General features: G+C 48.8%; 26 protein-coding genes and 1 other RNA gene. 8 read left to right on the plus strand and 19 right to left on the minus strand.

Features of this window, described 5'->3' with window-relative positions:
• Nucleotides 1-182: 182 nt before the first annotated feature.
• From rsmB to ACKKE8_RS19970, 9 genes are all read right to left on the minus strand, one after another.
• On the minus strand, nt 183-1,529 hold the full coding sequence (gene rsmB / locus ACKKE8_RS19930) for a 16S rRNA (cytosine(967)-C(5))-methyltransferase RsmB (protein ID WP_409174573.1): 1,347 nt from the start codon (nt 1,527-1,529) through the stop codon (nt 183-185).
• 3 nt (nt 1,530-1,532) lie between these two features.
• Nucleotides 1,533-2,483, minus strand: coding sequence for a methionyl-tRNA formyltransferase (gene fmt / locus ACKKE8_RS19935; protein ID WP_409174574.1), 951 nt, complete (start codon nt 2,481-2,483; stop codon nt 1,533-1,535).
• A 4-nt stretch (nt 2,484-2,487) separates the two neighbouring features.
• Nucleotides 2,488-2,964, minus strand: a complete 477-nt coding sequence (def, locus tag ACKKE8_RS19940) for a peptide deformylase (RefSeq protein ID WP_007728382.1) — start codon at nt 2,962-2,964, stop codon at nt 2,488-2,490.
• A gap of 16 nt (nt 2,965-2,980) precedes the next feature.
• A complete protein-coding gene (priA, locus tag ACKKE8_RS19945) occupies nt 2,981-5,416 on the minus strand; it encodes a primosomal protein N' (protein ID WP_409174575.1) in 2,436 nt (811 codons plus the stop codon).
• Complete coding sequence (coaBC, locus tag ACKKE8_RS19950; RefSeq protein WP_409179169.1) at nt 5,413-6,660, minus strand: bifunctional phosphopantothenoylcysteine decarboxylase/phosphopantothenate--cysteine ligase CoaBC; 1,248 nt, start codon at nt 6,658-6,660, stop codon at nt 5,413-5,415. The genes priA and coaBC overlap by 4 nt, the downstream gene beginning before the upstream one ends.
• Before the next feature lie 75 nt (nt 6,661-6,735).
• Entirely contained in the window at nt 6,736-6,942 is a 207-nt protein-coding gene (gene rpoZ, locus ACKKE8_RS19955) for a DNA-directed RNA polymerase subunit omega (RefSeq protein WP_016742004.1), read from the minus strand.
• A 4-nt stretch (nt 6,943-6,946) separates the two neighbouring features.
• A complete protein-coding gene (gene gmk, locus ACKKE8_RS19960; RefSeq protein ID WP_409174576.1) occupies nt 6,947-7,567 on the minus strand; it encodes a guanylate kinase in 621 nt (206 codons plus the stop codon).
• Nucleotides 7,568-7,583: 16 nt separating this feature from the next.
• Entirely contained in the window at nt 7,584-7,844 is a 261-nt protein-coding gene (remA, locus tag ACKKE8_RS19965) for an extracellular matrix/biofilm regulator RemA (protein WP_015891999.1), read from the minus strand.
• Nucleotides 7,845-7,868: 24 nt separating this feature from the next.
• Nucleotides 7,869-8,753: a YicC/YloC family endoribonuclease gene (locus ACKKE8_RS19970; protein ID WP_409174577.1), complete on the minus strand. Its 885-nt coding sequence runs from the start codon at nt 8,751-8,753 to the stop codon at nt 7,869-7,871.
• 177 nt (nt 8,754-8,930) lie between these two features.
• Between ACKKE8_RS19970 and ACKKE8_RS19975 the strand changes: the two genes are divergently transcribed.
• Genes ACKKE8_RS19975 through ACKKE8_RS19985 form a run of 3 tightly spaced genes read left to right on the plus strand, consistent with a single transcriptional unit; the run spans nt 8,931 to nt 11,524 of the window.
• The gene (locus ACKKE8_RS19975; RefSeq protein ID WP_409174578.1) at nt 8,931-10,670 is read left to right on the plus strand and encodes an NFACT family protein; all 1,740 of its coding nucleotides are present in this window, start codon (nt 8,931-8,933) and stop codon (nt 10,668-10,670) included.
• Between the two features lie 36 nt (nt 10,671-10,706).
• On the plus strand, nt 10,707-11,048 hold the full coding sequence (locus ACKKE8_RS19980) for a DUF2512 family protein (RefSeq protein ID WP_047068205.1): 342 nt from the start codon (nt 10,707-10,709) through the stop codon (nt 11,046-11,048).
• A 32-nt stretch (nt 11,049-11,080) separates the two neighbouring features.
• The gene (locus ACKKE8_RS19985; protein WP_409174579.1) at nt 11,081-11,524 is read left to right on the plus strand and encodes a hypothetical protein; all 444 of its coding nucleotides are present in this window, start codon (nt 11,081-11,083) and stop codon (nt 11,522-11,524) included.
• Between the two features lie 85 nt (nt 11,525-11,609).
• On the opposite strand, the gene ssrS is transcribed toward ACKKE8_RS19985, so the two are convergent.
• Nucleotides 11,610-11,800: non-coding RNA, 6S RNA (gene ssrS / locus ACKKE8_RS19990), on the minus strand.
• Between the two features lie 165 nt (nt 11,801-11,965).
• Between ssrS and ACKKE8_RS19995 the strand changes: the two genes are divergently transcribed.
• Complete coding sequence (locus tag ACKKE8_RS19995; RefSeq protein WP_409174580.1) at nt 11,966-12,391, plus strand: Gmad2 immunoglobulin-like domain-containing protein; 426 nt, start codon at nt 11,966-11,968, stop codon at nt 12,389-12,391.
• A 9-nt stretch (nt 12,392-12,400) separates the two neighbouring features.
• Here ACKKE8_RS19995 and ACKKE8_RS20000 read toward each other — a convergent pair whose 3' ends face one another.
• The 6 genes from ACKKE8_RS20000 to ACKKE8_RS20025 all read right to left on the minus strand — a co-directional run bounded on the left by ACKKE8_RS20000 (nt 12,401) and on the right by ACKKE8_RS20025 (nt 16,099).
• Nucleotides 12,401-13,171 carry an enoyl-CoA hydratase/isomerase family protein gene (locus ACKKE8_RS20000; protein ID WP_409179170.1) on the minus strand — a complete coding sequence of 257 codons (771 nt, stop codon included), beginning with the start codon at nt 13,169-13,171 and terminating at the stop codon, nt 12,401-12,403.
• 18 nt (nt 13,172-13,189) lie between these two features.
• On the minus strand, nt 13,190-14,365 hold the full coding sequence (locus ACKKE8_RS20005) for a CaiB/BaiF CoA transferase family protein (RefSeq protein ID WP_409174581.1): 1,176 nt from the start codon (nt 14,363-14,365) through the stop codon (nt 13,190-13,192).
• A 130-nt stretch (nt 14,366-14,495) separates the two neighbouring features.
• Nucleotides 14,496-14,846 (minus strand): DUF4870 domain-containing protein, encoded by a 351-nt coding sequence (locus tag ACKKE8_RS20010; RefSeq protein ID WP_106653305.1) that lies wholly within the window; start codon nt 14,844-14,846, stop codon nt 14,496-14,498.
• Between the two features lie 96 nt (nt 14,847-14,942).
• Entirely contained in the window at nt 14,943-15,176 is a 234-nt protein-coding gene (locus tag ACKKE8_RS20015; RefSeq protein ID WP_409174582.1) for a hypothetical protein, read from the minus strand.
• 127 nt (nt 15,177-15,303) lie between these two features.
• Nucleotides 15,304-15,531, minus strand: coding sequence for a hypothetical protein (locus ACKKE8_RS20020; RefSeq protein WP_409174583.1), 228 nt, complete (start codon nt 15,529-15,531; stop codon nt 15,304-15,306).
• A complete protein-coding gene (locus tag ACKKE8_RS20025; protein WP_409174584.1) occupies nt 15,521-16,099 on the minus strand; it encodes a hypothetical protein in 579 nt (192 codons plus the stop codon). The genes ACKKE8_RS20020 and ACKKE8_RS20025 overlap by 11 nt, the downstream gene beginning before the upstream one ends.
• A 238-nt stretch (nt 16,100-16,337) precedes the next feature.
• Here ACKKE8_RS20025 and ACKKE8_RS20030 point away from each other — a divergent pair, with 238 nt between their 5' ends.
• Nucleotides 16,338-16,508, plus strand: a complete 171-nt coding sequence (locus ACKKE8_RS20030; protein WP_017249478.1) for a YjzC family protein — start codon at nt 16,338-16,340, stop codon at nt 16,506-16,508.
• 52 nt (nt 16,509-16,560) lie between these two features.
• On the opposite strand, the gene ACKKE8_RS20035 is transcribed toward ACKKE8_RS20030, so the two are convergent.
• The gene (locus ACKKE8_RS20035; RefSeq protein WP_327951965.1) at nt 16,561-16,809 is read right to left on the minus strand and encodes a hypothetical protein; all 249 of its coding nucleotides are present in this window, start codon (nt 16,807-16,809) and stop codon (nt 16,561-16,563) included.
• Nucleotides 16,810-16,900: 91 nt separating this feature from the next.
• On the opposite strand from ACKKE8_RS20035, the gene ACKKE8_RS20040 reads away from it, so the two are divergent.
• The gene (locus ACKKE8_RS20040; RefSeq protein ID WP_409174585.1) at nt 16,901-17,434 is read left to right on the plus strand and encodes a DUF309 domain-containing protein; all 534 of its coding nucleotides are present in this window, start codon (nt 16,901-16,903) and stop codon (nt 17,432-17,434) included.
• Here ACKKE8_RS20040 and ACKKE8_RS20045 read toward each other — a convergent pair.
• Together ACKKE8_RS20045 and ACKKE8_RS20050 are read right to left on the minus strand one after the other, a co-directional pair.
• On the minus strand, nt 17,431-17,982 hold the full coding sequence (locus tag ACKKE8_RS20045) for an RNA 2'-phosphotransferase (RefSeq protein WP_409174586.1): 552 nt from the start codon (nt 17,980-17,982) through the stop codon (nt 17,431-17,433). The genes ACKKE8_RS20040 and ACKKE8_RS20045 overlap by 4 nt on opposite strands.
• Before the next feature lie 21 nt (nt 17,983-18,003).
• On the minus strand, nt 18,004-18,684 hold the full coding sequence (locus ACKKE8_RS20050) for a lysostaphin resistance A-like protein (RefSeq protein ID WP_409174587.1): 681 nt from the start codon (nt 18,682-18,684) through the stop codon (nt 18,004-18,006).
• Between the two features lie 193 nt (nt 18,685-18,877).
• Here ACKKE8_RS20050 and ACKKE8_RS20055 point away from each other — a divergent pair, with 193 nt between their 5' ends.
• Complete coding sequence (locus tag ACKKE8_RS20055; protein ID WP_409174588.1) at nt 18,878-20,077, plus strand: MFS transporter; 1,200 nt, start codon at nt 18,878-18,880, stop codon at nt 20,075-20,077.
• Between the two features lie 98 nt (nt 20,078-20,175).
• The gene (locus ACKKE8_RS20060; RefSeq protein ID WP_409174589.1) at nt 20,176-20,655 is read left to right on the plus strand and encodes a CcdC family protein; all 480 of its coding nucleotides are present in this window, start codon (nt 20,176-20,178) and stop codon (nt 20,653-20,655) included.

Below are 20,655 nucleotides of genomic sequence, written 5' to 3' on the forward strand. Positions count from 1 at the left end.
TGCCTAAATCCATTCTATCATTGTACCTCGTGGGGCGTCTCGCTTCAAACGGTTTTGACATCCAGATTTATAAATGCGTCGCTTTTCCTAGTGTAAACCAATCCGAGCCCTCGCAAACAAAGGCAAAGGAGTGGCATTTTCCACCTGTTGGTGCGCCACCCCTTGTTTGAACGTCCGTTACCTTATCCTCTTCGTTTCAATCGCGCGATAAAAAATCCATCACTCTCGAAATGGTGAGGCAAAATTTGTACGCAGGCTCCGGTTTCATCGACATGGCCTCTGACAGCCTCAGGCAGGTCTTGTGCCAGTGTATCATCTAATACGAAATCAGGGTGTTCCTCGACAAAGCGGCGAACAATTTCCTGGTTTTCTGCTGGCTCGATCGTACATGTGCTGTAAACCATGACACCATCTTGAGTAAGCATCGGTGCCAATGTCTTAAGCAGTTCATACTGTAGCTGAGCAATCGCACGGACATCTTCAGGCGTTTTGTTCCATTTCAGATCAGGCTTGCGACGAATCACGCCAAATCCGGTGCATGGCGCATCCAGCAAGATTCGATCGAAAGTTCCCAGCGCTTTTTCAGGTAGGTCCAGCGCATCACTAACAATTGGCTCAACGATCGTAATCCCAAGTCTTTTCGCTGCATTCGCAATCAGATCGCGTTTGTGTGGATGCACGTCACTTGCAATGATTTGCCCGCGGTTTTCCATCATTTCCGCTATGTGCGTTGTTTTTCCACCTGGTGCCGCGCAAGCATCCAGTACACGCATGCCTGGTTCGGCAGCAAGAGCTGGTGCTACGAGCATGGAGCTCTCATCCTGGATCGTAAAGTAGCCTTCCTTGAACATGCGAGAGCCTGCTGCATGTCCGCCTTCCATCAGAATGGCATGAGGGCTGACAGACGACACTTGGCCTTCCAGCCCTTCTTCCGCCAGCTTGTCCAGCACTTGATCCTTCGTCGTTTTCCATGCATTGACGCGGACTGAGCTATGCGGCGTTCTGTTGTTGGCTTCGCAAATCGCAATCGTCGTCTCTTCTCCATAGACCGTAAGCCACTGACGCACTAGCCATTCTGGATGAGAATAGGCTACGGCGATTTGCAAGGCACGTCCGCCTTTTGGCTGACGCTCCCACACATCTGGCTGGCGCAATACATTGCGCAAAACACCGTTGACCATCGAAGCAATCCCTTGGTGACCGCGTTTCTTGGCGATTTCAACCGCCTGGTGTACGGCAGCGCGCTCAGGAATACGGTCCAAAAAGCGAATTTGATACAAGCTGAGACGTAGCAAATTACGGACCCAGGTCTGGACCTTTTTATTCCCTACAAAATGGGACAGGACATGATCCAACGTCAACTTGCGCTGAATGGTACCGTACACAAGCTCTGTCACCAGCCCTGCATCTGCTGCACTGAGATTTTCCCGATCCAGAACATTGCGCAGCTCAAGATTGCTGTAAGACTTATGTTCTTCTACCCTGTTCAAAACATCGAGGGCGATATCGCGAGCTCCCTTTTTTGCCACGGACTATTCTCCTACCTTTGTGCCGATTTCAATGCTGCTGCCCGCTCCACGCAAAAAGTCGAGTACACTCATACGTTTTTTGCCTTCTGGCTGCAATTCGGTTATTTTCACTGCACCGCTACCGCAAGCGACAACGATACCGTCTTCCTCACGGGCGATGATCGTTCCCGGCTCTTTGCCTTCGCCCAAAGCAGGCATTTTTTCTACCCACCACAACTTCCAAATCTTGCCTTCACATGTAGTAAATGCGACCGGCCACGGATTCAAGCCGCGGACTTGGTTGTAAATTTGTTCCGCCGAACGGCTCCAGTCAATTTTTTCGTCTGTACGCTTGATATTCGGAGCAAATGTCGCTGCCGAATGATCCTGTTGCTCTGCTACGAGCTCACCAGCCAACAGGGGCGGAACGGTAGCAATCAACAGCTCAGAGCCTGCCGCAGCCAATTTGTCATGCAAGGACCCCACGGTATCGCGCTCCTCAATCGGCACGACTACCTTGGACAGCATATCCCCTGCATCGAGAGCTTCCACCATGTACATGATGGTCACGCCTGTTTCCGGTTCTCCCTCGACAATCGATTTATGAATCGGGGCACCCCCGCGATATTTCGGCAAAAGAGAGGCGTGCACATTGATGCAGCCATATTTCGGTGCATCGAGCAGTTTTTTAGGCAAAATCTGCCCATACGCCGCGGTAATGATCAGATCAGGCTCGAGCGCCAATACTTCTTCAAGCGCTTCCTCTGCCTTGATTTTCTCCGGTTGCAATACCAAAAGTCCATGACGCAAAGCCGCCTCCTTCACGGGGGGCGGCGTCAATACTTGCTTGCGTCCAACGGGACGATCGGGTTGTGTGACGACTCCAATCACGTTGTAGCCTGCTTCGAGTACAGCCGTAAGACTCGATACAGCAAAGTCAGGCGTACCCATAAACAGGATGCGAGCATCTTTCAAATGGTTATTCCCCTTCCTGGTTCGGGTTTACTTTGTACACCTTGTCAGCTACATCGATAAAGAGAACACCGTTCAAATGATCGATCTCGTGTTGAGCGCAACGGGACAACAGGTCGTCTGCCTCGAGCTCAACCACATTTCCGTTACGATCATGACCGCGCAGCTTGATCCACTTGTGGCGACGAACGTCTCCTTGCAGACCAGGAATGCTCAGGCAGCCTTCTGGATAATCGTATTGCTCCCCTTCATGCTCAACGATTTCCGGATTGATCATTTCAATCAGTCCATCACCGCAATCCATCACAATGACACGCTTGGAGATGCCCACTTGTGGAGCAGCCAAGCCTACACCGTCTGCATCGTACATCGTATCTGCCATATCATCAAGCAGCTTGTGCAAGTTGGAATTAAATTTAGTTACAACCATTGCCTTTTCACGCAAAATCGGATCTGGATGTTTTACAATTGTGCGAATCGCCATGTGTTTCATATCCTCCCTAAAGCAGTACGTAAGGGTCGACGTCAATCGTCATCAATACTTTCTGCTGTTTGTTCCATTCTTCAAACGCAGCCGTCGCCTGAGCGAGCAGGTCTGACAGTTGCGGTTCATCACGATATTTTAGCATGATCTGAAAACGAAATCTATCCTTCACCCTTGCAATGGGCGAAGCGACTGGGCCCAAGAGGACCGTTGTCTGTGCCAAACGCTGCCGCAAATAGTCAGCCATTGTATGCGCACCGCGGATAACAACGGGAACATCCTCGTGGCTAAACGTTATTAATACGAGACGGAAATACGGCGGGTAGCCTGTTCGTCTGCGCTGCATCATTTCATCCTGATAAAATGCGGGATAATCATGCTTGGTCGCATGAATAATGCTGTAGTGCTCCGGCGTATACGTCTGAATCACGACATCGCCGTCCAGCTCATGCCGCCCTGCGCGTCCACCTACCTGCGTCAGGAGCTGAAATGTCTTTTCCGCTGCACGGAAGTCAGGCAGATGCAAGGAAGTATCCGCTGCAATGATTCCCGCTAGCGTCACTCGTGGAAAATCAAGGCCCTTGGCAATCATCTGGGTACCAAGCAAAACGTCACCTTGACCCGTGCGGAATTTGTTTAACAGCTCTTCGTGAGAGCCTTTACGTGAGGTCGTATCCACATCCATTCGGATGACCCGGATTCCAGGGAAAAGTTTTGCCAGCTCTGCTTCCACCTTTTGCGTTCCAGTACCAAAAAAACGTATATGCTCACTCTGACACTCCGGACAATGCTTAGGCTGTGCGATGGTGTATCCGCAGTAATGGCAGCGCGCCGTATGATTCGATTTATGATAAGTTAGCGAGATGTCGCAATGAATGCAGCGCATCGTATAGCCGCAGGATCGGCACATGACAAAGGTAGAGAAGCCTCTTCGGTTAAGGAAAATGACCATCTGTTCTTCTTTTGCCAATCGATCTGCAATCATCTCATGCAGCTTCCGGCTGAACATCGAACGATTCTGGGACTGAAGCTCCTCGCGCATATCCACAACATGTACCTCTGGCATCGGGCGATTCCCGACACGCTCCGGCATGCGTAACAGCTCGTATCGGCCTCGCGTAGCCAGCGCATACGTCTCCAAGGCAGGAGTCGCGCTTCCCATGACGAGTACACCCTGATTCTCTTTTGCTCGCCACAAGGCTACTTCCCGTGCATGATAGCGAGGGGTCTCTTCTTGCTTATACGAGCTCTCATGCTCTTCATCGATCACAATCAAACCAACATTCCGAAACGGAGCAAAGATGGCAGATCGTGCACCTACCACCACTTTCACCTGATTTCGAATGATCTTGCGCCACTCGTCATAGCGCTCTCCTTGTGATAACGCACTGTGCAAAACAGCGACGTCTGCACCAAAACGAGCCTTGAAGCGCTCCACCATTTGCGGAGTCAGTGAAATTTCCGGAACGAGAAAGATCGCCTCGCGCCCTTTTTCCAACGTGCGTTCGATTGCTTCGAGATACACTTCTGTCTTACCGCTTCCGGTAACGCCGTGCAGCAAGTAAGAAGCATACGTTCCCGATTCAATCGATTGCAAGATGGGCGTCAACACCGCTTCCTGTACCGGGGTAAAAACAGGCTTCTGCTTCTCCTGGAAACGTCGATTGGCGTACGGGTCCCGGTAAACCTCCACTTGCTCGATCGCGATCCAGCCTTTTGATTCCAGGCTTTTTAGCGGAGAACGCGTAATTCCGTATTCATCCCGCAGCATTTGAACAGATAAGGACTGCTCCTTGTGCATGAGCATCAGTTGAAGGACACGACGCATCTGCTCCGCCCGCGCTGGTAAAGAACCAATCGCTTCTTCCAGCTTACCCTCATCTAATAAGCTCCTGACAAATGATTGCTGCTTGCGGGTGATTCTGTCCCTTACTTGATACTCCGTCGCGAGCAGACCGCTCTGTATCCAGCCTGGAACGAGCAAATACTCCTCCGCAAATTGTTTCTCCACTTCTGTCAGCGGTAGTTGCCGTTTGCGAAACAATTCCCACAAAAGCCCCGATCTCCCGCATGCTTCTTCGTTCAATGCATCTGTCGCCGTCAGCCACTTCTCCGACTTCCCTTTAAGCACGGCCGGAAGCATTGCCTGTACAGCCGTTACCCACGGACACAAGTATTGCTTGGACATCCACTCGCTCATCTTTAGCAGTTCTGGCGTAAGAGGAGGAGTGTCGTCTTGTACCTGCACGACATCTTTTAGTCGCGAACGATCTGGTATGGCTTCGTCATCCTCTACGATCCCGATGACATAGCCTTGCAGTTGACGGGGACCAAATGGGACAACCACACGGCTACCAATGCGAATCAGTGGACGCAACCAAGGCGGAACATGGTAATCAAAAGGTCGATTCGTTCGATTGACCGGAACGTCCACGATAATTTGGGCAATCATGACAGGTCTCGGAGCGGTTTATGCTCTTGCACTGCAAGGACAGCATCGAACAGCTTGTCTGCCACAGCCCGCTTGCTCAATTTATCCAATGCCAGTTGCTCTCCGCCACGGGTTAGCAAGGTCACGATATTCGTATCGCTCCCCATACCTGCTCCCTCAAGCAATACGTTATTGGCTACGATCATATCGAGATTTTTTCGCTCCAGCTTGGACTGGGCATGCTGTAACACATTTTGGGTCTCTGCTGCAAAGCCTACGACGAATTGCTTCGTTTTCCGCTCACCAATCGTCTTTAAAATATCGGGTGCTTTCTCCAGCGCAAGGTCGAGTGGACCATCACCCTTTTTCATCTTATGTTCAGCCACATGCTTCGGTCGATAATCGGACACTGCTGCTGATTTGACGACGATGTCACAGTGAGGCAGCTGCTCCATAACGGCATCAAACATTTCTTGTACCGATTCCACCGCGATGAATTCTACTCCATCAGGACGTGCCAAAGCAGTCGGCCCACTGATCAGTGTGACCTTCGCTCCTCTGTCTCGTGCCGCTTCCGCGATGGCGTAGCCCATTTTTCCTGAAGCATGATTGGTTATGTAACGAACTGGATCAATTTTTTCACGAGTCGGTCCCGCTGTGATCAATACGCGCTTGTCCTGCAAATCTTTTTCTCGGATCGTTTGTCTCGTCTCATCCGAAGCAAACCATTGACGAACAGCTTCGACGATTTCCTCTGGCTCCGCCAAACGCCCTTTGCCAATCCAGCCACATGCCAAGAGCCCGACACCCGGTTCAACAAACCGATAACCATAAGCCGTAAGCTTGTCCATATTTGCAATAACCGCAGGGTGATTGTACATATTGACATTCATGGCAGGCGCAACCATGACAGGCGCTTTCGTAGCCAGTACAGTCGTCGTCAGCATATCATCCGCAATGCCATTCGCCATTTTGCCAATCACGTTGGCTGTTGCTGGCGCGATTAAAACGAGATCAGCTCGATCAGCCAGGTCAATATGGCTAATCACATGCGGGTCTGGCTCCGTAAATGTATCCGTATACACAGGCAGGTGAGACAAGGCTTGAAACGTCAAAGGCTGAATAAACTGTAAGGCACCCTCTGTCAAAATGACATGCACCAATGCACCTGCCTGTGTCAGCTTGCTGGTCAGTGCAGCAGCCTTGTACGCAGCGATGCCGCCAGATACTCCAAGAACAATTCGTTTTCCTGCAAGCGAATACATCTGCACTCTCTCCCTTCTCCCCTATCCGAAATCCGAAAAAAACAACCTCGTGAGGTTGTTTTTAAAGGTGACTGCTTATTTGCGACCGTCCAAAAACTCGTGAACAAGCTCGTCGGAGATGAACTCTTCCAGTGCCAAACCTACAAACTTTTTGGATTTTGGTCTCACCACTTGAATTTCGCTATTTTCGCGAAGTTGACGCGCACGCTTGGATGCTACTGTCACCAGGATGTACTTGCTCTCCGCTTTTTCAGTCAATTCGTCAATAGATGGATACAACATAATTCTATTCAACCTCCTGTAGCCATTTGCGATATTTGTGAACCTGACGTTCTTTTTTCAGATGCTCCGCTGTAATAATCGCTTGAATTCGATCGCAAGCCGATTCGATGACGTCATTGACAACTACATAATCGTAGTGGTCCATGAGCTCGATTTCAGCACGCGCCACTTCCATGCGCTTGCGAATAATCTCTTGTGATTCTGTCCCGCGTCCCACGATCCGGTTTTCCAGTTCGTTTAAATCAGGCGGAGCTAGGAACAGGAACGTACCTTGCGGGAAGCGCTCTTTCACTTGAAGAGCACCCTGAACTTCGATCTCAAGAATGACATCGCGCCCCTCATTGAGCATATCGTCCACGAACTGACGAGGTGTTCCGTAGTAATTTCCTACGTATTCTGCCCATTCCAGAAGAGCATCTTCTTCAATCATCCGCTTGAACTCTTCCTGGCTTTTAAAAAAGTAATTAACTCCTTCCACCTCTCCAGGACGCGGCTGGCGTGTGGTAGCGGAAACAGAATACACCAGATCAGGCATCACTTCACGAAGTGCCTTGCATACTGTTCCTTTTCCCACACCAGCTGGTCCGGAAAGAACCAAAAGGAGACCACGATCAACCATACTCATTGTTTACACTCCTACTTTATTCGTCCGATTCGTCATCCTTCGTAGTCAAGCGCTGTGCCACTGTTTCTGGCTGTACCGCTGACAAAATCACGTGATCGCTGTCTGTAATGATTACCGCACGTGTACGTCTCCCATAGGTCGCGTCCACTAGCATGTTGCGATCGCGCGCTTCCTGGATGATCCGTTTGATAGGAGCGGACTCCGGACTTACAATTGAAATAATGCGGTTGGCATTGACGATGTTGCCAAAACCGATATTGATTAGCTTGATTGCCATGACGGCCCAGCCCATCCTTTCATGCTACTCAACATTCTGTATCTGCTCCCGCATCTTCTCCAGTTCTGTCTTGATCTCGACAGCCAGATGCTGAATGCGCAAATGATTCGCTTTGGAAGCAATCGTATTGGCTTCCCGATTCATTTCTTGGAGCAGAAAATCCAGTTTTCGACCAATTGCTTCTTCTTTGCCTAATTGAATGGAAAACTGCTGGCAATGACTATCTAAACGGGTCAACTCTTCACTAATATCACTTTTATCAGCGAAGAAGGCAACCTCTTGCGCTACACGAGCAGGGTCCAATTCAATAGGTGTCAAACCGGCCCACTCACTTACGCGTTGCTCAAGTCGGCCCTTGTAATCTTCCCTACAAAGTGGGGCCAACTGGGAGATCTCCCGCGTCCATGTGTTGACGGCAGTCAGGCGACTGGCTAGATCAGCGTGCAGCAGCTTTCCCTCTGTCTCTTTCATCGAAACGAGATCCATTGCCGCGCCTCTGACCAGGTCTTGGAGCCAATCTGCCAGCTCCTCCACATTGTCCTCTGACTCTTTGGTATGTATCACGCCAGGAAAGTGTAGCAGATCCTTGACGGTTAAAGGCGTCTCTAGCGAAAAACGCTGAGTCATCTCGCGGGAAATGGAGACTAGCTGTTCAGCTACATCCCAGTCAATGTCCATAACCGTAGTGGAAGAATTTTTTCCTTCCACAGACACAGTGACATCGACACGCCCTCTTCTGACGTACTGTGCGACCAGCTTACGAATCGAATCCTCAAGCATATTCCATGCTTTTGGCAGACGCACGACAATCTCAGAAAAGCGGTGATTCACTGCACGAATCTCGACTGTTGCTCGAATGGAGCCTCTGCTATCTTCTTTTCTACCGTAACCAGTCATGCTTCGAATCACAAGTTTTCACTTCCATAGACGCAAAATCGTTAATTTATTATAGGAGACAACTCTTGGCAGTGTCAACCGAAGCAACCCCACACGATGAGATTCCTCCTTGCTCTGACTTATGCTACACTGTGACTGGCAGCTCTCTATCTATTATTCTAGCCATTTTTTTGATCTGAGGTGACCTTTGTGGCATTTGATGGCGTAGTAACCCGCTCCGTTGCGAGGGAATTACATAAACTGGTAGGAGGACGCATCTCGAAAATCCACCAGCCCCACCATAGCGATATTGTTATGCAAGTACGGACACAAGGAGAAACGGTAAAGTTCCTCCTGTCTGCAAACCCGACCTATCCGCGGCTTCATATCACGACAGAAGAATTCACGAATCCGCTGGAAGCTCCGATGTTTTGCATGCTATTGCGCAAGCATTGTGAAGGCGGCGTAATTGAATCTGTCCAGCAAATCGGGATGGAGCGAGTCATTCACATCGACGTACGCACCCGAGATGAGCTGGGTGACACAGCAGTCCGCCGAATTATTGTAGAGATCATGGGCAAACACAGTAACATCATCCTCATCGATCCTACAACCGGAATGATTTTGGATAGCGCCATGCATGTGACGCTCGCCATTAGCCAGTACAGACAAGTCACACCTGGCAAACTTTATGTTTCTCCTCCGAGCCAAGATAAGCGCGACCCTCTCACTGTAACCGAGCAAGCGTTTATTTCTTCCCTCGACTGGAACGGCGGCCGTTTGGACAAGCAAATCGTAGAAGGCTATACAGGGATCAGCCCCTTATTGGCAAAGGAAATTTTGCACAGAGCCGGCCTCGCAAATCGGGAAACACTGTGGGCTGCCTTTTCACAGGTGATGGAGGCAATCAACGCTCATGAGTATGTGCCATCCATTGTAGAGGCAAACGGCAAAGCGTTTTTTCACGTCGTCGAGCTGACTCATCTCTCAAACGGGGTTACCACCCCCTATCCTTCCGTCCAAGAATGCTTGCAGGCATTTTACGAAGGAAAGGCGCTCCGTGACACTGTCAAGCAGCGTGCGCATGATTTAATTCGTTTTGTCACGGCTGAGCGCAATAAAAATGAAAAGAAAATCGAGAAGCTCGAGCAAACGCTGCAAGATGCGCATGATGCAGATCAGTTCCGCCTGTACGGTGAATTGATCACCGCCAATATGCACCAAATGAAGCGAGGGGATCGCGAGCTCGTTACAGTCAACTGGTATGACGAAGCAGGAAGTACCATCACGATTCCGCTCGATCCGTTGAAGACCCCCTCGGAAAATTTACAGTCGTATTACAAGCGGTATAACAAGGCCAAAAATAGCCTTTCCATCGTAAGTGACCAGATTGAGCAAGCGAAGGCTGAACTCTTGTATTTGGATGGTGTATTGGTTCAACTAGAACATGCCACCTTAAAAGATGCCGAAGAAATTCGCGAGGAGCTTGTTGAGCAAGGCTACATGCGAGATCGCAAAAAACGCGGTCCGCGCAAGAAAAAAGATACCCGACCAGAGTTGGATACGTACCTTTCTTCGGACGGCATTGAAATTTTAGTCGGCAAAAACAATAAACAAAATGAATACTTAACCAACAAGCTCGCATCGTCGCAAGAAACATGGCTACACACCAAGGATATCCCTGGATCCCATGTCGTCATTCGCGCTCGTGAATTTTCGGATGAGACGTTGCTTGAAGCTGCGAATCTGGCGGCTTATTTCAGCCGTGCCAAAGAGGGAAGTCAAATTCCCGTAGATTACACGCTCATCCGGCATGTAAAAAAACCGAGCGGGGCCAAGCCTGGCTACGTGATCTACGAGCAGCAACGAACACTGTATGTGACACCAGATGAAGCACTGATTCGCCGTTTAAAATCAAACACCTCTTCTACGAATAGTGCGACTTCCTAAGTTCATACTAAGGGCATGAAAGGTGGTGTTCGTTCTTTGAACATCGTTCTTAAGCTCTTGTTTAACGGAATCATTGCCATTCCAGGGCTTTGGTGGTCGGGTACGTCCCTTATGTTTGCAGTGCTCGCAAGCGTGATTGTCAGTTTACTGGGCTATGTACTTGATTTGACAATCCTCCCGCGTACGAACAATACGTTTGCGAGCTCAGCTGATTTCTTGTTCGTGTATGCCTCCTTGTGGCTTGGCTGTTACTTGTTTGGTCAGACCATATCCTTATCTGGTTTGTTGTTGACGGCATTTGCCATTACGGTGGTCGAATACTTTTTCCATGGTTACCTGCAACGCCACGGTGTCCATCATTCCAAACATCCGGGCTGAAGCATCATTTCTATTTTGGAAGGAGGATCAGGATGAACGTCATTGGCATCATCCAGACCGATCTTAACGAATTCAACGTGCTGTTTGAGCAGCAAGGCGGACAAGGCGGAAGCGGAAAAGGACAGCAATCACACGACAGCGGACAAAACAACCAACAAGACCAAGACAGCGACTCGATGTTTCTCAGCTTTCTTGATGAGCAACCGAGTTCAAATGAACACAGCGGGCAAGGGAACAGCCAAGGTGGGCAACAGCAAAATGGTGGCGGCCCGCAAGAGCTAACCGTTCGCATTAAAGGAATTCCTGAGGGGCAAAAAGCAAACTTCCTGCAAATGTATCAAATTCTTCAAGACGCCCAAGACTCCCAAACACTTGAAAAGGACCTGACTATTGTCGATCACGGGGACCAAGATCAGGGCTCCCAAAAACAAGGGCAAGGTCACGGCTCGGGCAAGCAAAACAAAACCACTCATTGATCTCGGTACAAAAACAAAAACCACCTGGAAGCAGATTCCAAGTGGTTTTTTGTGCTATCGATAATTCATTGCATTCATAAACGGCCAAGTCCCCGCTCTGCCGTTGACCTCATGTTTCTATAACCTGCGCTCACACAGGTGGGCGACCCTTCTGCACTTCAGCCTTCCCATGCATCCAAAAAGGAGGTGGGCCTGACATCCATCACAGTTTCCGTCTCCCAAAAAACACGTATAAGGTTAGAAACATTTACGGCCTATCGTACATCGCAGGATCTTGATATCCCTACTTTATCATAGAATGGTCCATTGCTCAACGGATAAAGTTCCCTTTGGGCTTTTATCTCATCTATTCTTCACAAAGCACACACATTTTAACGAAAGAATAGTTCTCTTCCAAATTCGCCAACCTAGAGGGGACAACGAATGAAGGGAAGGAAAAACATGCAATTTCGAACAAACATGCTGACAACCTGCTTACTCGCCATGAGCTTGACTGCTGTATCATTCCCCACCATCATTCCGCCTGCAGCAGCTAGCACACATTTTCATCCTGTTGGCGAGGACAAGGGACGATACGAGAATGAATCGTTTCGAAATATTACGATCACCAAAACAGGCGAAGGACAATATACCATTAAGGGAGAAGCACGCGTGAACGAAGCCAACGTACGATTCGTCGTGACGGACGGAGACAAGACATTGGCAAATAGCTTTGTGACAGCAAGCATGGGTGCTCCTGAATGGGGGAGCTTTTCCATCGATCTTAAACTGGACCCGAGCGCAAAATCTCCTGTGCTCTCTTTATTCGAGGAAAGTGCAGCGACAGGTCAGCGCATTCATGAACTAAACATCCCATTGCCAAAATAAATATCATCGCTACGTCCGTTTCAGCTTCGCTTGTACAAGCATTTGAAATTCAGGACGTGCGATCAGGGACGGCTGCTGTTGCTTTTCCCAGGCCAATGCATATTCTAGGCCGTTTGTCTGGCAGCGTCCCACCCCCTCTTTTGTTACAGCATACGCTTGCTTCGGCAGGCGACGTACCGCAGCAACCAATTTTTCAACCTCACTTTCGACTTGACTTGCTTCTACTGCTCGATAGATCAAGCCGATTTCCTCCGCTTTTTTCCCTGTAATCTTTTCTCCCAGCAGTGCGAGACGCTTCGCCCACGCCGTACCAACAAGCCTTGGCATAAGATATGTCCCGCCAAAATCCGTTGTCAGACCGATCTGGACAAAAGGCTCCTGCAACAGGGCGTCTTCCGTGGCAATGACAAAATCAGCATGCAACGCGAGATTGAGTCCCGCTCCGACGGCTACTCCCTCGATGACTGCAATCACAGGCTTTGGCATTTGATGCAAGTTGGTGATGAAATCATTAATGATCGTCAATGATTGATCAGCGTCACTCTTATCCGTCAGCGCAGTCAACACGCCCAAATCAGCACCGGAGCAAAAGTTCCCCCCCGCTCCCCGCAAAATAAGTACATCGACCTCCTCATCTGCTGAAGCTTTTGCGATCGCGTCCTGTAAAAGGGAAAACATTTCAACCGTCATCGCATTGAGGACCTGTGGCCTGTTGAGCGTAATCGTGCAGATTCCACCAGCTTTTGTTACGATCAGTTGCGTATGATGATCCTGTTCCATCATTTTTCTCACCCTTTCCTATGAAGAAGCAGCAGGAATAACCCCCTGCCTTTGCAGCCTGTTCAAATCCTCCTCTGTGAGGTTCAGCTTTCGTTTGAGCAGCTCGTACGTGTAATCGGTGTGCCACGGGGGTGACAACCTCTCCGCCCTGTAACGATGCACAAAACTCCCCTCTTGATCGGGCGACTTCTTTTCCAAATAAGGAAGCGTATACGCGATCTCCCTGTTCGTAACGTATGGATTGTCTGCCCAGCTTTCCCAATCTTCAACGGCGGTCAGACAGCAATCCACTTCACTGCCCAGTTCACTCCACTCGGCTTGGGTTCTGGAAAGAAACAGTGCTTTCATATCGTCAAACACATCTGGATGCATAGCAACGCTAGCGCGGTGGCATAACTCCCAATCTGCTCTTCCTACCGCGCGGCAAAAATTGAGCCAGAACTTTTCTTCCAACGCAGCAAGTGCGACATACTGACCGTCTGCTGTCTCATAGACCTGATACGCCAGCAAACTCCCTCTCCCGGTCTCCCGTCCAATCGAGGAGCTGTATGACATAAACAGTGCATGAAGGCCTGTCCAAGAGCTTAACAAGTCAGCCGACGAAACATCCAAATAAGCTCCTCGTCCTGTCCGCGCAAGTTGAACAAGCGCCGCGCATATTTGTTCACTGGCATACAACCCGAGCGCATAATCAGAAAGCGGAATATCTGCAACGACAGGCTTGCCTTCCAGATCGCGAACCAGTGAGAGAAATCCGCTTACTGCCTGGACATTCAAGTCATGCCCCCCTATTTGGTACAGCTCGCCGCTTTGGCCATAGCCCGTCACGGAGCAATAAATGACCGCAGGGTGCATTTCCCACAGGCGGTCGTAATCAAGTCCCAAATGTCGCATCACACCTGGTCGATAGCTTTCCACCACAACATCAGCCTGTCTGGCCAGAGCAAACGCGAGCGCTTTTCCCTCATTCGTCCGCAAATTCAAGGAAATACTCTTATGATTGCGATGCGAACGCAGGTAAAACGCTCCCGTCTCTCTAGCTTCCGGATGAGAAGGCCTGGTTAATGGTGAGTGAGCTTTGTCGTGAAACGGTTCCACCTCGATGACCTCTGCCCCTAAATCAGCCAGGCGCATCGTACAAATCGGACCTGGAAGATGGCGAGAAAAATCAACTATCGTCACTCCCGTCAACATGATTTGACTCCCCCTTCACCGACTACACTCTCTTGTAATTCGAGATGAACGACTGTTCACCCTCTTTTTAATAGAAAATTCAAATAAATATAAAAAGCCGTCCCAAGTGGAACGACTTTTCCAAGAACGGTTATTTTATAAACCGCAGAGTGAGCGGGTAACGGAATTCTTTTCCCTCATTCGCTTTCACCGCAGCGATAATAACGAAGATCGCCCAAAAAATAAAGAGGGCTCCCAATAATAGTGCGCCGATAAAAATGATGATCAACAAACTTGAAATTGCGGCATAAATCATCACCGAGATGCTAAAATTCAGTGCCTCTTTTCCATGCTGATAAAAAAAGGCTCCCTCTTCACGCTTGATCAACCATACGATTAAAGGTCCTAGTACATTGCCGAACGGAACGATAAAACCAAGGAAGGCGGATAGATGTACGATCATCGCCCACATTCGTTCCTCTTTCCCATTCAGGAATTGCATATCCATACCTCCATTAACCCTTTTCCTCTATTGTACGACAAATTGCGCAAAACTTGCGAAAAAACGAAAAAAGCGCCATCACGGCGCCTTTCTCTATTAATACTTGCTCTCGTGACTTCCACCGTACCCGCCACCATAAGAGGAACCGTAACCATCATAGCCGCCACCAGAGTGGCCCCAACCGCCGCCACAATGTCCGTGTCCATAGCTACGACCGTATGGTTTACAATGCGTTTTGTAGTGTGGCTTGTAGTAGCAATGCTTTTTGTACACTTTCTTTTCGCAGCATTTATAGCATCTGCGACGAGATCTTCTGCATCCGCAACTCATTAACCTCACCCCCTCCTGTTCGTTACATCTACAAGGTATGTAGGTGAAGGTATATCGGCATGGACAGAAGTCTATACACTAGTCAAAATCAGCGGGTGTCTCGTAGGCTATTCAGTAGTTGGAGTGGTCAATGGGTAACGAGCTTGCGCAGCTCATTAATACCGTGGTGGTCAGGAATTTCTTGAAATTCCTTTACTTTTGGTAGCGTCAGCAAATGAGGCTTCACCATATAGCCAGGCTTGGAAATATACACGACGTCACAGGATGCAATCAAATCAAACACTTCGGCGTGGTTCGCTTCTATTGTCCGAATATCCAACTGCGTAATGCCTGCGTTGTAGAGATCATTGATCATCCCCGCACCACCTCGGGATGGTCGCACAGATCAATCCGACTTTCGTATTTCGTGGGTAGGCCTTCATCACAGGGATCACCGTCGTCGGGTCCGGGATAAAATCAAGGCTAACGATCGGAGGCGCATCCTTCGGAAGTTTCAAGTTAACGGAAGGTGGGATAACGATGGATTTGTATTGCTGCAAAAAATTTGCATCGCGTTCTACCTGTTGGGAAAAATCCTCGACGGTTCTCCCTTCAACCATCACACTCGGAAGATGGTACTGCACCAAACGCATATATTCAGTGACCTCCAGCTCTGTGAACCGCAAAAAAAGAACCGGAAACTGATTGATTTCTTGCAAAACACAGGACAGGACGCGCGAGAATTCATCCATGGTATAGCCCATTGCTTTTCCTTTATAAATGGTTTCTTTGGCGAGTAAAGCAAGATGGATTGGGTTACGTGTCAAGAGCGTGTCACTTGCGCTATTGCTTACAATCGTCCCCCTGCCTTGCCGACAATCAACCAGCCCTTCTTGCTGGAGACGCAAATACACGCTGCGAACGGTGTTGTAATTGACTTTCAACTGTGCCGCCAACCCCTAACCGTTGGCAGCTGCTCTTGGGAAGGAAGCTCACCGCTTCGAATCGGATATATTGGATTCCTTTTTCAAGGTCAAAGGTAGCATGTATTCACCTCTCCAAAAGTAATTGAAATGATCTTATCGAAATTCAAAATCTATCGTCAATTGAGGGAAAAGCATGAAGCCAGTGTACCGGGTCATACTAATTCAGATGACAATTCCTTAGGAAGAAGGTGCCTTCGTGGGAGAACACAGCCGTTTTCGTGAAGGAGAAAAGTCTCCGAAAAATGCCGTATACATGGAGATTGGTGAGTCCGGTGCAAGTGTGCAGAACCCGATGATCATCGAACTTTCCAGAGGGGAAAAGTTCCCCGCTACACGAAATAAAAATCGCGTATGGACGCAAAAGTAAGGAATGCAAAAACCAACCTGGCACCATGCACAAGGTTGGTTCTCTTTTTTCACTAATTGTCGTCGTCTTCGTCGTCTTCTTCCTCTTCGTCTTCTTCATCGCCGCTCAAGTAAATAATGGTGACACCCAAGCTCTCCAATAACGAAAGGACTTCTTTGTTCAACTCCTGATCCATGAGCAATCCCAGGCTTTCCACGAGCTCAAGCTCTTCCAGTTCTCCCTGTTCAGCATCCTCGATCAGTTCTATGATTTCGGTCATTCGCTTTTTTTCCAATACAGCTACGAGTTCATCTCTTGTCATAAATGGTTTTACACCTCATTTTCTACTCTCTATGCTTTATAATAGTACATAAACGAACCATTGAAAACCAAGCAGTGAGGTGAAGATCACCATGTATCCGCAACCGTATCTGGATTATTTGATCCAGTTTCATGTAGAACGCGATTATTTTGAGTGTCATGAGATTCTCGAGGAGTATTGGAAAAGCGCTCCTCCACATGAGCGACAGCCAGTGTGGGTTGGCTTGATTCAGATATCCGTCGCTCTGTATCACCAGAGACGCGGGAATCAGTCAGGTGCAATCAAAATGCTCACAAGCGCCATTTCCCTTGTCAAAAAGCATCATGTAGACATCCAAAAGCTTGGGTTGGATAGTGAGAGTCTGGCGAGCCTGCTTGAAGAGCGCCTGACAGAAATGCAAAATGGGCAGCCCTATCGAAGCCTGTCCTTGCCCATGTCCGATGCTTTGAAACAGGCGTATCAAGAGGCTTGTACGATGCAAAATCACCCTGAACATCGGGATAGCGATATGCAAGACGCCTACTTGCTGAATAAGCATACCTTGAGGGATCGAAGCGACGTTTTGGCAGAACGCCAGCACCAGCTGCAAATGCGCGAAGCACGTCGGAACAACGAGTCAAACTAATCTGCGTACAGCTGCAAATAACTGGCCGGGACAGCATCGCTCAAACAATAGCGCTCTCCCACTCGGTAAAAGCAAATGCCGGCTTCATGGGCCTCCTTTGCATTCACAGTGACGAGGCGCAATGTCTCTGTCGGCTCTCCAATATGTTCCGGCCTATCCGCAAGCTGCACATACTCACTGGCAATCGGCAACAGGCCGCCAGTGAGTACTTGTTTCAATAACTTTCGATGTGTCCCGTAATAAAGAACATCAGGTGGTACGATCTCGTTGAGCCTGCTTTTTGCAATCGAGGGCAAAAAGCCGTAGGTAACTCGAATGAGTGCTCCACCGTCCCATTCGATACTCCGCTCCGGATCGAATTCCACGACTTGATGAAGATCTTGCCGGGTTATGTATGCGCACCCTTTCAGCGTATGAAGGTAATCCAGCAACGGCTCAATCGGGGTATACCCATACGTGTCATAGTAGAGTTGAAATGCTTCACTGTTTTGCCGAAGTATACTGAGCAATCGCTTGCGAAGTCTCGATTCTTCATGAATCGCCAGCATCCATTTCGCCCTCCTATCCGGTCAATAAATCCAGAGAACCACAGCTAGTGCGAGACCCAAATCCGCGAACAAATGACTAATCCAGATGGGGTAAATCGAAGGAAACATTCCTTTCATCCATCCCCAAATCAGCCCTGCACCAAAAACCATCAACGTAATGAACAAGCCGTTTCGAAAACCAAATAGGATCGTAGAGATAATCAGGTGATACAAGGAATAAAAAAAGCTGGAAAGAAAAATGGACATGAAGCGGGATAAGGATGCGCGCAACCGCTGCAATACGAAGCCTCGCCAGAACAACTCTTCCAGCAGAGAGTTAATGAAAATAAGATAGAAGGAAAAAACCCAAATCCAGCGGCGTTCAATCCCCCAGGCTTCCATCCAAGTTCGAACGGCTTCAGGTCTTCCCGGTTCCTGCAGGAGCAACCAAAGTCCAGCCAGCACTTCAGTCAAAATAAGAATACCAAATGCCAGTCCGTATAAAGTACCCTGCCATTCAAAACTTCCCCACGCTAAACGCCAGTGCTTTCGCAAATCTCCTTCCCACCATCCGTGAATGACGGGGATACAGATGCAAACGAGCAGATGAAAAGAAAAGAACGTGACAATGACACTATGCTTTTCCACCAATCCGTAAAAGATCGTGAGTGTCGCAGCAAATCCATACACGATCAACAGTAGCAGCGTTCGTTTTCGCGCCATTTACGAATAGCTCCTTTTGGCGTAATGGCCGCAGCATTGCGTTAGTTTGTCCGTTATGAATACGAAGAATACCCACAAAGACAATAAATATACAAGCGTTTGTATGAATGCTATACTAGAGAAATCGCTTTTTATCAAATGAATGGATGTGTTCAAATTTTTACCTATCTAACGAATGTTTGGAGTGGCTCTCATGTTATGGGGTAATCGTACCTTTCTGCTTTTAATGAGCGGAGAGATCGTCGCGGGAGCGGGCATGTGGATTTCGATTATTGCCAATCTTTCGTTCATGCAGAAACTCGTTCCTTCTGATACGGTGAAGGGCTTGATTCTGATGTGTGGATTGGTGGTCAGCATTCTCCTCGCCCCAAAAGCGGGTGTGGTGATTGACATGTACGACAAAGGCAAGATCATGCTGTTTGCCAGCGTGGTCCGAACACTCAGCCCAGTCTTCATGTTCCCGGCTCTTGCAAACGATTCTCTTCTGTGGATGATCGTATCTTTGATCGTGATGCAATGCTCTGCCGCGTTTTATTTTCCAACCGTGCAGGCCTCCTTGCCAGCCATCCTTTCCCAGGACGAGTTACTCAAGGCGAACAGCGCATATTTGAATATTTCTACCCTCTCGCGCATTGGAGGAACGGCAATCGGTGGTATACTCGTTGCGTCCATGGACCTGTCCATGCTGTATGTGTGCTCCATCATCGCGTACGCTGTACTCGCTGTCGTCACGCTCTTTCTCCGCATTCCGCAAGTCACTTCTCGGAAGATTCAGGAAAAAGTGGAGTTTCGCGAAGTACTGACGATCTCGCGACAGGACCCGGCCTTGTTTGTCGGATTGATTAATAACGGGTTGATCACCTTGTTCCTTGGCGGTGTGAACCTGATGATCTTGAACTTTAGCGAGCTGCAACAGGAGCCTGAGCTCATGGGATGGATCTATGCAGCAGAAGGAATCAGCATTTTGATTGGGGGTCTCTTGGCAAAACGTTGGATAGGCCGCAGAAACCTCGTGGCAGCGTCCACCATTATGCTCTTTTTCTTCGCGCTGTCCCAGTTTGGCATGTCATTCGCCGATAACAAATTCATGGTGCTTGCTTCCTTCTCCGTATTCGGTTTTATCGTTGCTTTCTTCTTCCCGGTCATCGCAACGATTTTTCAGAAGCGCCTACCTCCACACCAGCAAGGGCGATTCTTTTCTTTCAAAAGCATGCTGGATCGCGGATTCTTCTTGTTGGCTCTCGCGATTACAGGCGTCGGGCTGGACCTTCTCGGCATTAGCGGCTACCTCCTCTTCATCGGCTCGGTGACTTTGCTCTTTGGCTTATTGACTTTCTTGTACAGTAAAAAGCATAAGCTGGATGTACGCTCCCACGATGAAGCGGCTGCCTAGAATCGGAATGTAACGTACCATGACAAACGCTTTCCCACAGACCATGCTTTGGTGTACACTAGTGGAAGTATGTTGAACACTTTTGGAGGCGTTTTTGCATGCAGATACTTTCCTCTCCCGTTTTGGGAATCCTGCTGCCTCTCGCGATGGCTATTGCAGTGATCTTTGTGAGAATGCGTCGGCAAAAAAAGCCGGCTTCTGCAAAAAGCATTATTTTGCCACCCTTCTTTATGGCGACAGGGTTTGCGATGTTCTTGTTCCCGGAGGCGCAATTACCGCCCAAGTTTGATATTGCAGCCTTTGTGGTTGGGCTTATCTTTTCGATACCGTTGATTATGACGTCACGTTTCGAAATCATTGGGCAAGATGTGTATTTGAAACGGTCCCGTGCGTTTTTCTTCATTTTGTCCGGTCTGTTGGTCATCCGGCTGATTATTAAACTGGCGATCAATGATAGCTTTACACCAATTCAAACGGGTGGACTGTTCTTCTTGCTCGCATTCGGTATGCTCGTACCTTGGCGTATCGCGATGCTGGTGATGTACCGGAATTTAACCAAAAAGACGTTTGGCACCTAG

The sequence above is a fragment of the Brevibacillus fortis genome (assembly GCF_046196545.1).
Taxonomy (GTDB): domain Bacteria; phylum Bacillota; class Bacilli; order Brevibacillales; family Brevibacillaceae; genus Brevibacillus; species Brevibacillus fortis_A.

What these genes read in the sequence shown, in the direction of transcription:
- def (WP_007728382.1), bottom strand. Translation starts at nt 2,964, where the DNA reads ATGGCGATTCGCACAATTGTAAAACATCCAGATCCGATTTTGCGTGAA.
- priA (WP_409174575.1), bottom strand. Translation starts at nt 5,416, where the DNA reads ATGATTGCCCAAATTATCGTGGACGTTCCGGTCAATCGAACGAATCGA.
- coaBC (WP_409179169.1), bottom strand. Translation starts at nt 6,660, where the DNA reads ATGTATTCGCTTGCAGGAAAACGAATTGTTCTTGGAGTATCTGGCGGC.
- rpoZ (WP_016742004.1), bottom strand. Translation starts at nt 6,942, where the DNA reads ATGTTGTATCCATCTATTGACGAATTGACTGAAAAAGCGGAGAGCAAG.
- gmk (WP_409174576.1), bottom strand. Translation starts at nt 7,567, where the DNA reads ATGAGTATGGTTGATCGTGGTCTCCTTTTGGTTCTTTCCGGACCAGCT.
- remA (WP_015891999.1), bottom strand. Translation starts at nt 7,844, where the DNA reads ATGGCAATCAAGCTAATCAATATCGGTTTTGGCAACATCGTCAATGCC.
- ACKKE8_RS19985 (WP_409174579.1), top strand. Translation starts at nt 11,081, where the DNA reads ATGAACGTCATTGGCATCATCCAGACCGATCTTAACGAATTCAACGTG.
- ACKKE8_RS19995 (WP_409174580.1), top strand. Translation starts at nt 11,966, where the DNA reads ATGCAATTTCGAACAAACATGCTGACAACCTGCTTACTCGCCATGAGC.
- ACKKE8_RS20000 (WP_409179170.1), bottom strand. Translation starts at nt 13,171, where the DNA reads ATGGAACAGGATCATCATACGCAACTGATCGTAACAAAAGCTGGTGGA.
- ACKKE8_RS20005 (WP_409174581.1), bottom strand. Translation starts at nt 14,365, where the DNA reads ATGTTGACGGGAGTGACGATAGTTGATTTTTCTCGCCATCTTCCAGGT.
- ACKKE8_RS20010 (WP_106653305.1), bottom strand. Translation starts at nt 14,846, where the DNA reads ATGCAATTCCTGAATGGGAAAGAGGAACGAATGTGGGCGATGATCGTA.
- ACKKE8_RS20015 (WP_409174582.1), bottom strand. Translation starts at nt 15,176, where the DNA reads ATGAGTTGCGGATGCAGAAGATCTCGTCGCAGATGCTATAAATGCTGC.
- ACKKE8_RS20020 (WP_409174583.1), bottom strand. Translation starts at nt 15,531, where the DNA reads ATGATCAATGATCTCTACAACGCAGGCATTACGCAGTTGGATATTCGG.
- ACKKE8_RS20035 (WP_327951965.1), bottom strand. Translation starts at nt 16,809, where the DNA reads ATGACAAGAGATGAACTCGTAGCTGTATTGGAAAAAAAGCGAATGACC.
- ACKKE8_RS20040 (WP_409174585.1), top strand. Translation starts at nt 16,901, where the DNA reads ATGTATCCGCAACCGTATCTGGATTATTTGATCCAGTTTCATGTAGAA.
- ACKKE8_RS20045 (WP_409174586.1), bottom strand. Translation starts at nt 17,982, where the DNA reads ATGCTGGCGATTCATGAAGAATCGAGACTTCGCAAGCGATTGCTCAGT.
- ACKKE8_RS20050 (WP_409174587.1), bottom strand. Translation starts at nt 18,684, where the DNA reads ATGGCGCGAAAACGAACGCTGCTACTGTTGATCGTGTATGGATTTGCT.
- ACKKE8_RS20055 (WP_409174588.1), top strand. Translation starts at nt 18,878, where the DNA reads ATGTTATGGGGTAATCGTACCTTTCTGCTTTTAATGAGCGGAGAGATC.
- ACKKE8_RS20060 (WP_409174589.1), top strand. Translation starts at nt 20,176, where the DNA reads ATGCAGATACTTTCCTCTCCCGTTTTGGGAATCCTGCTGCCTCTCGCG.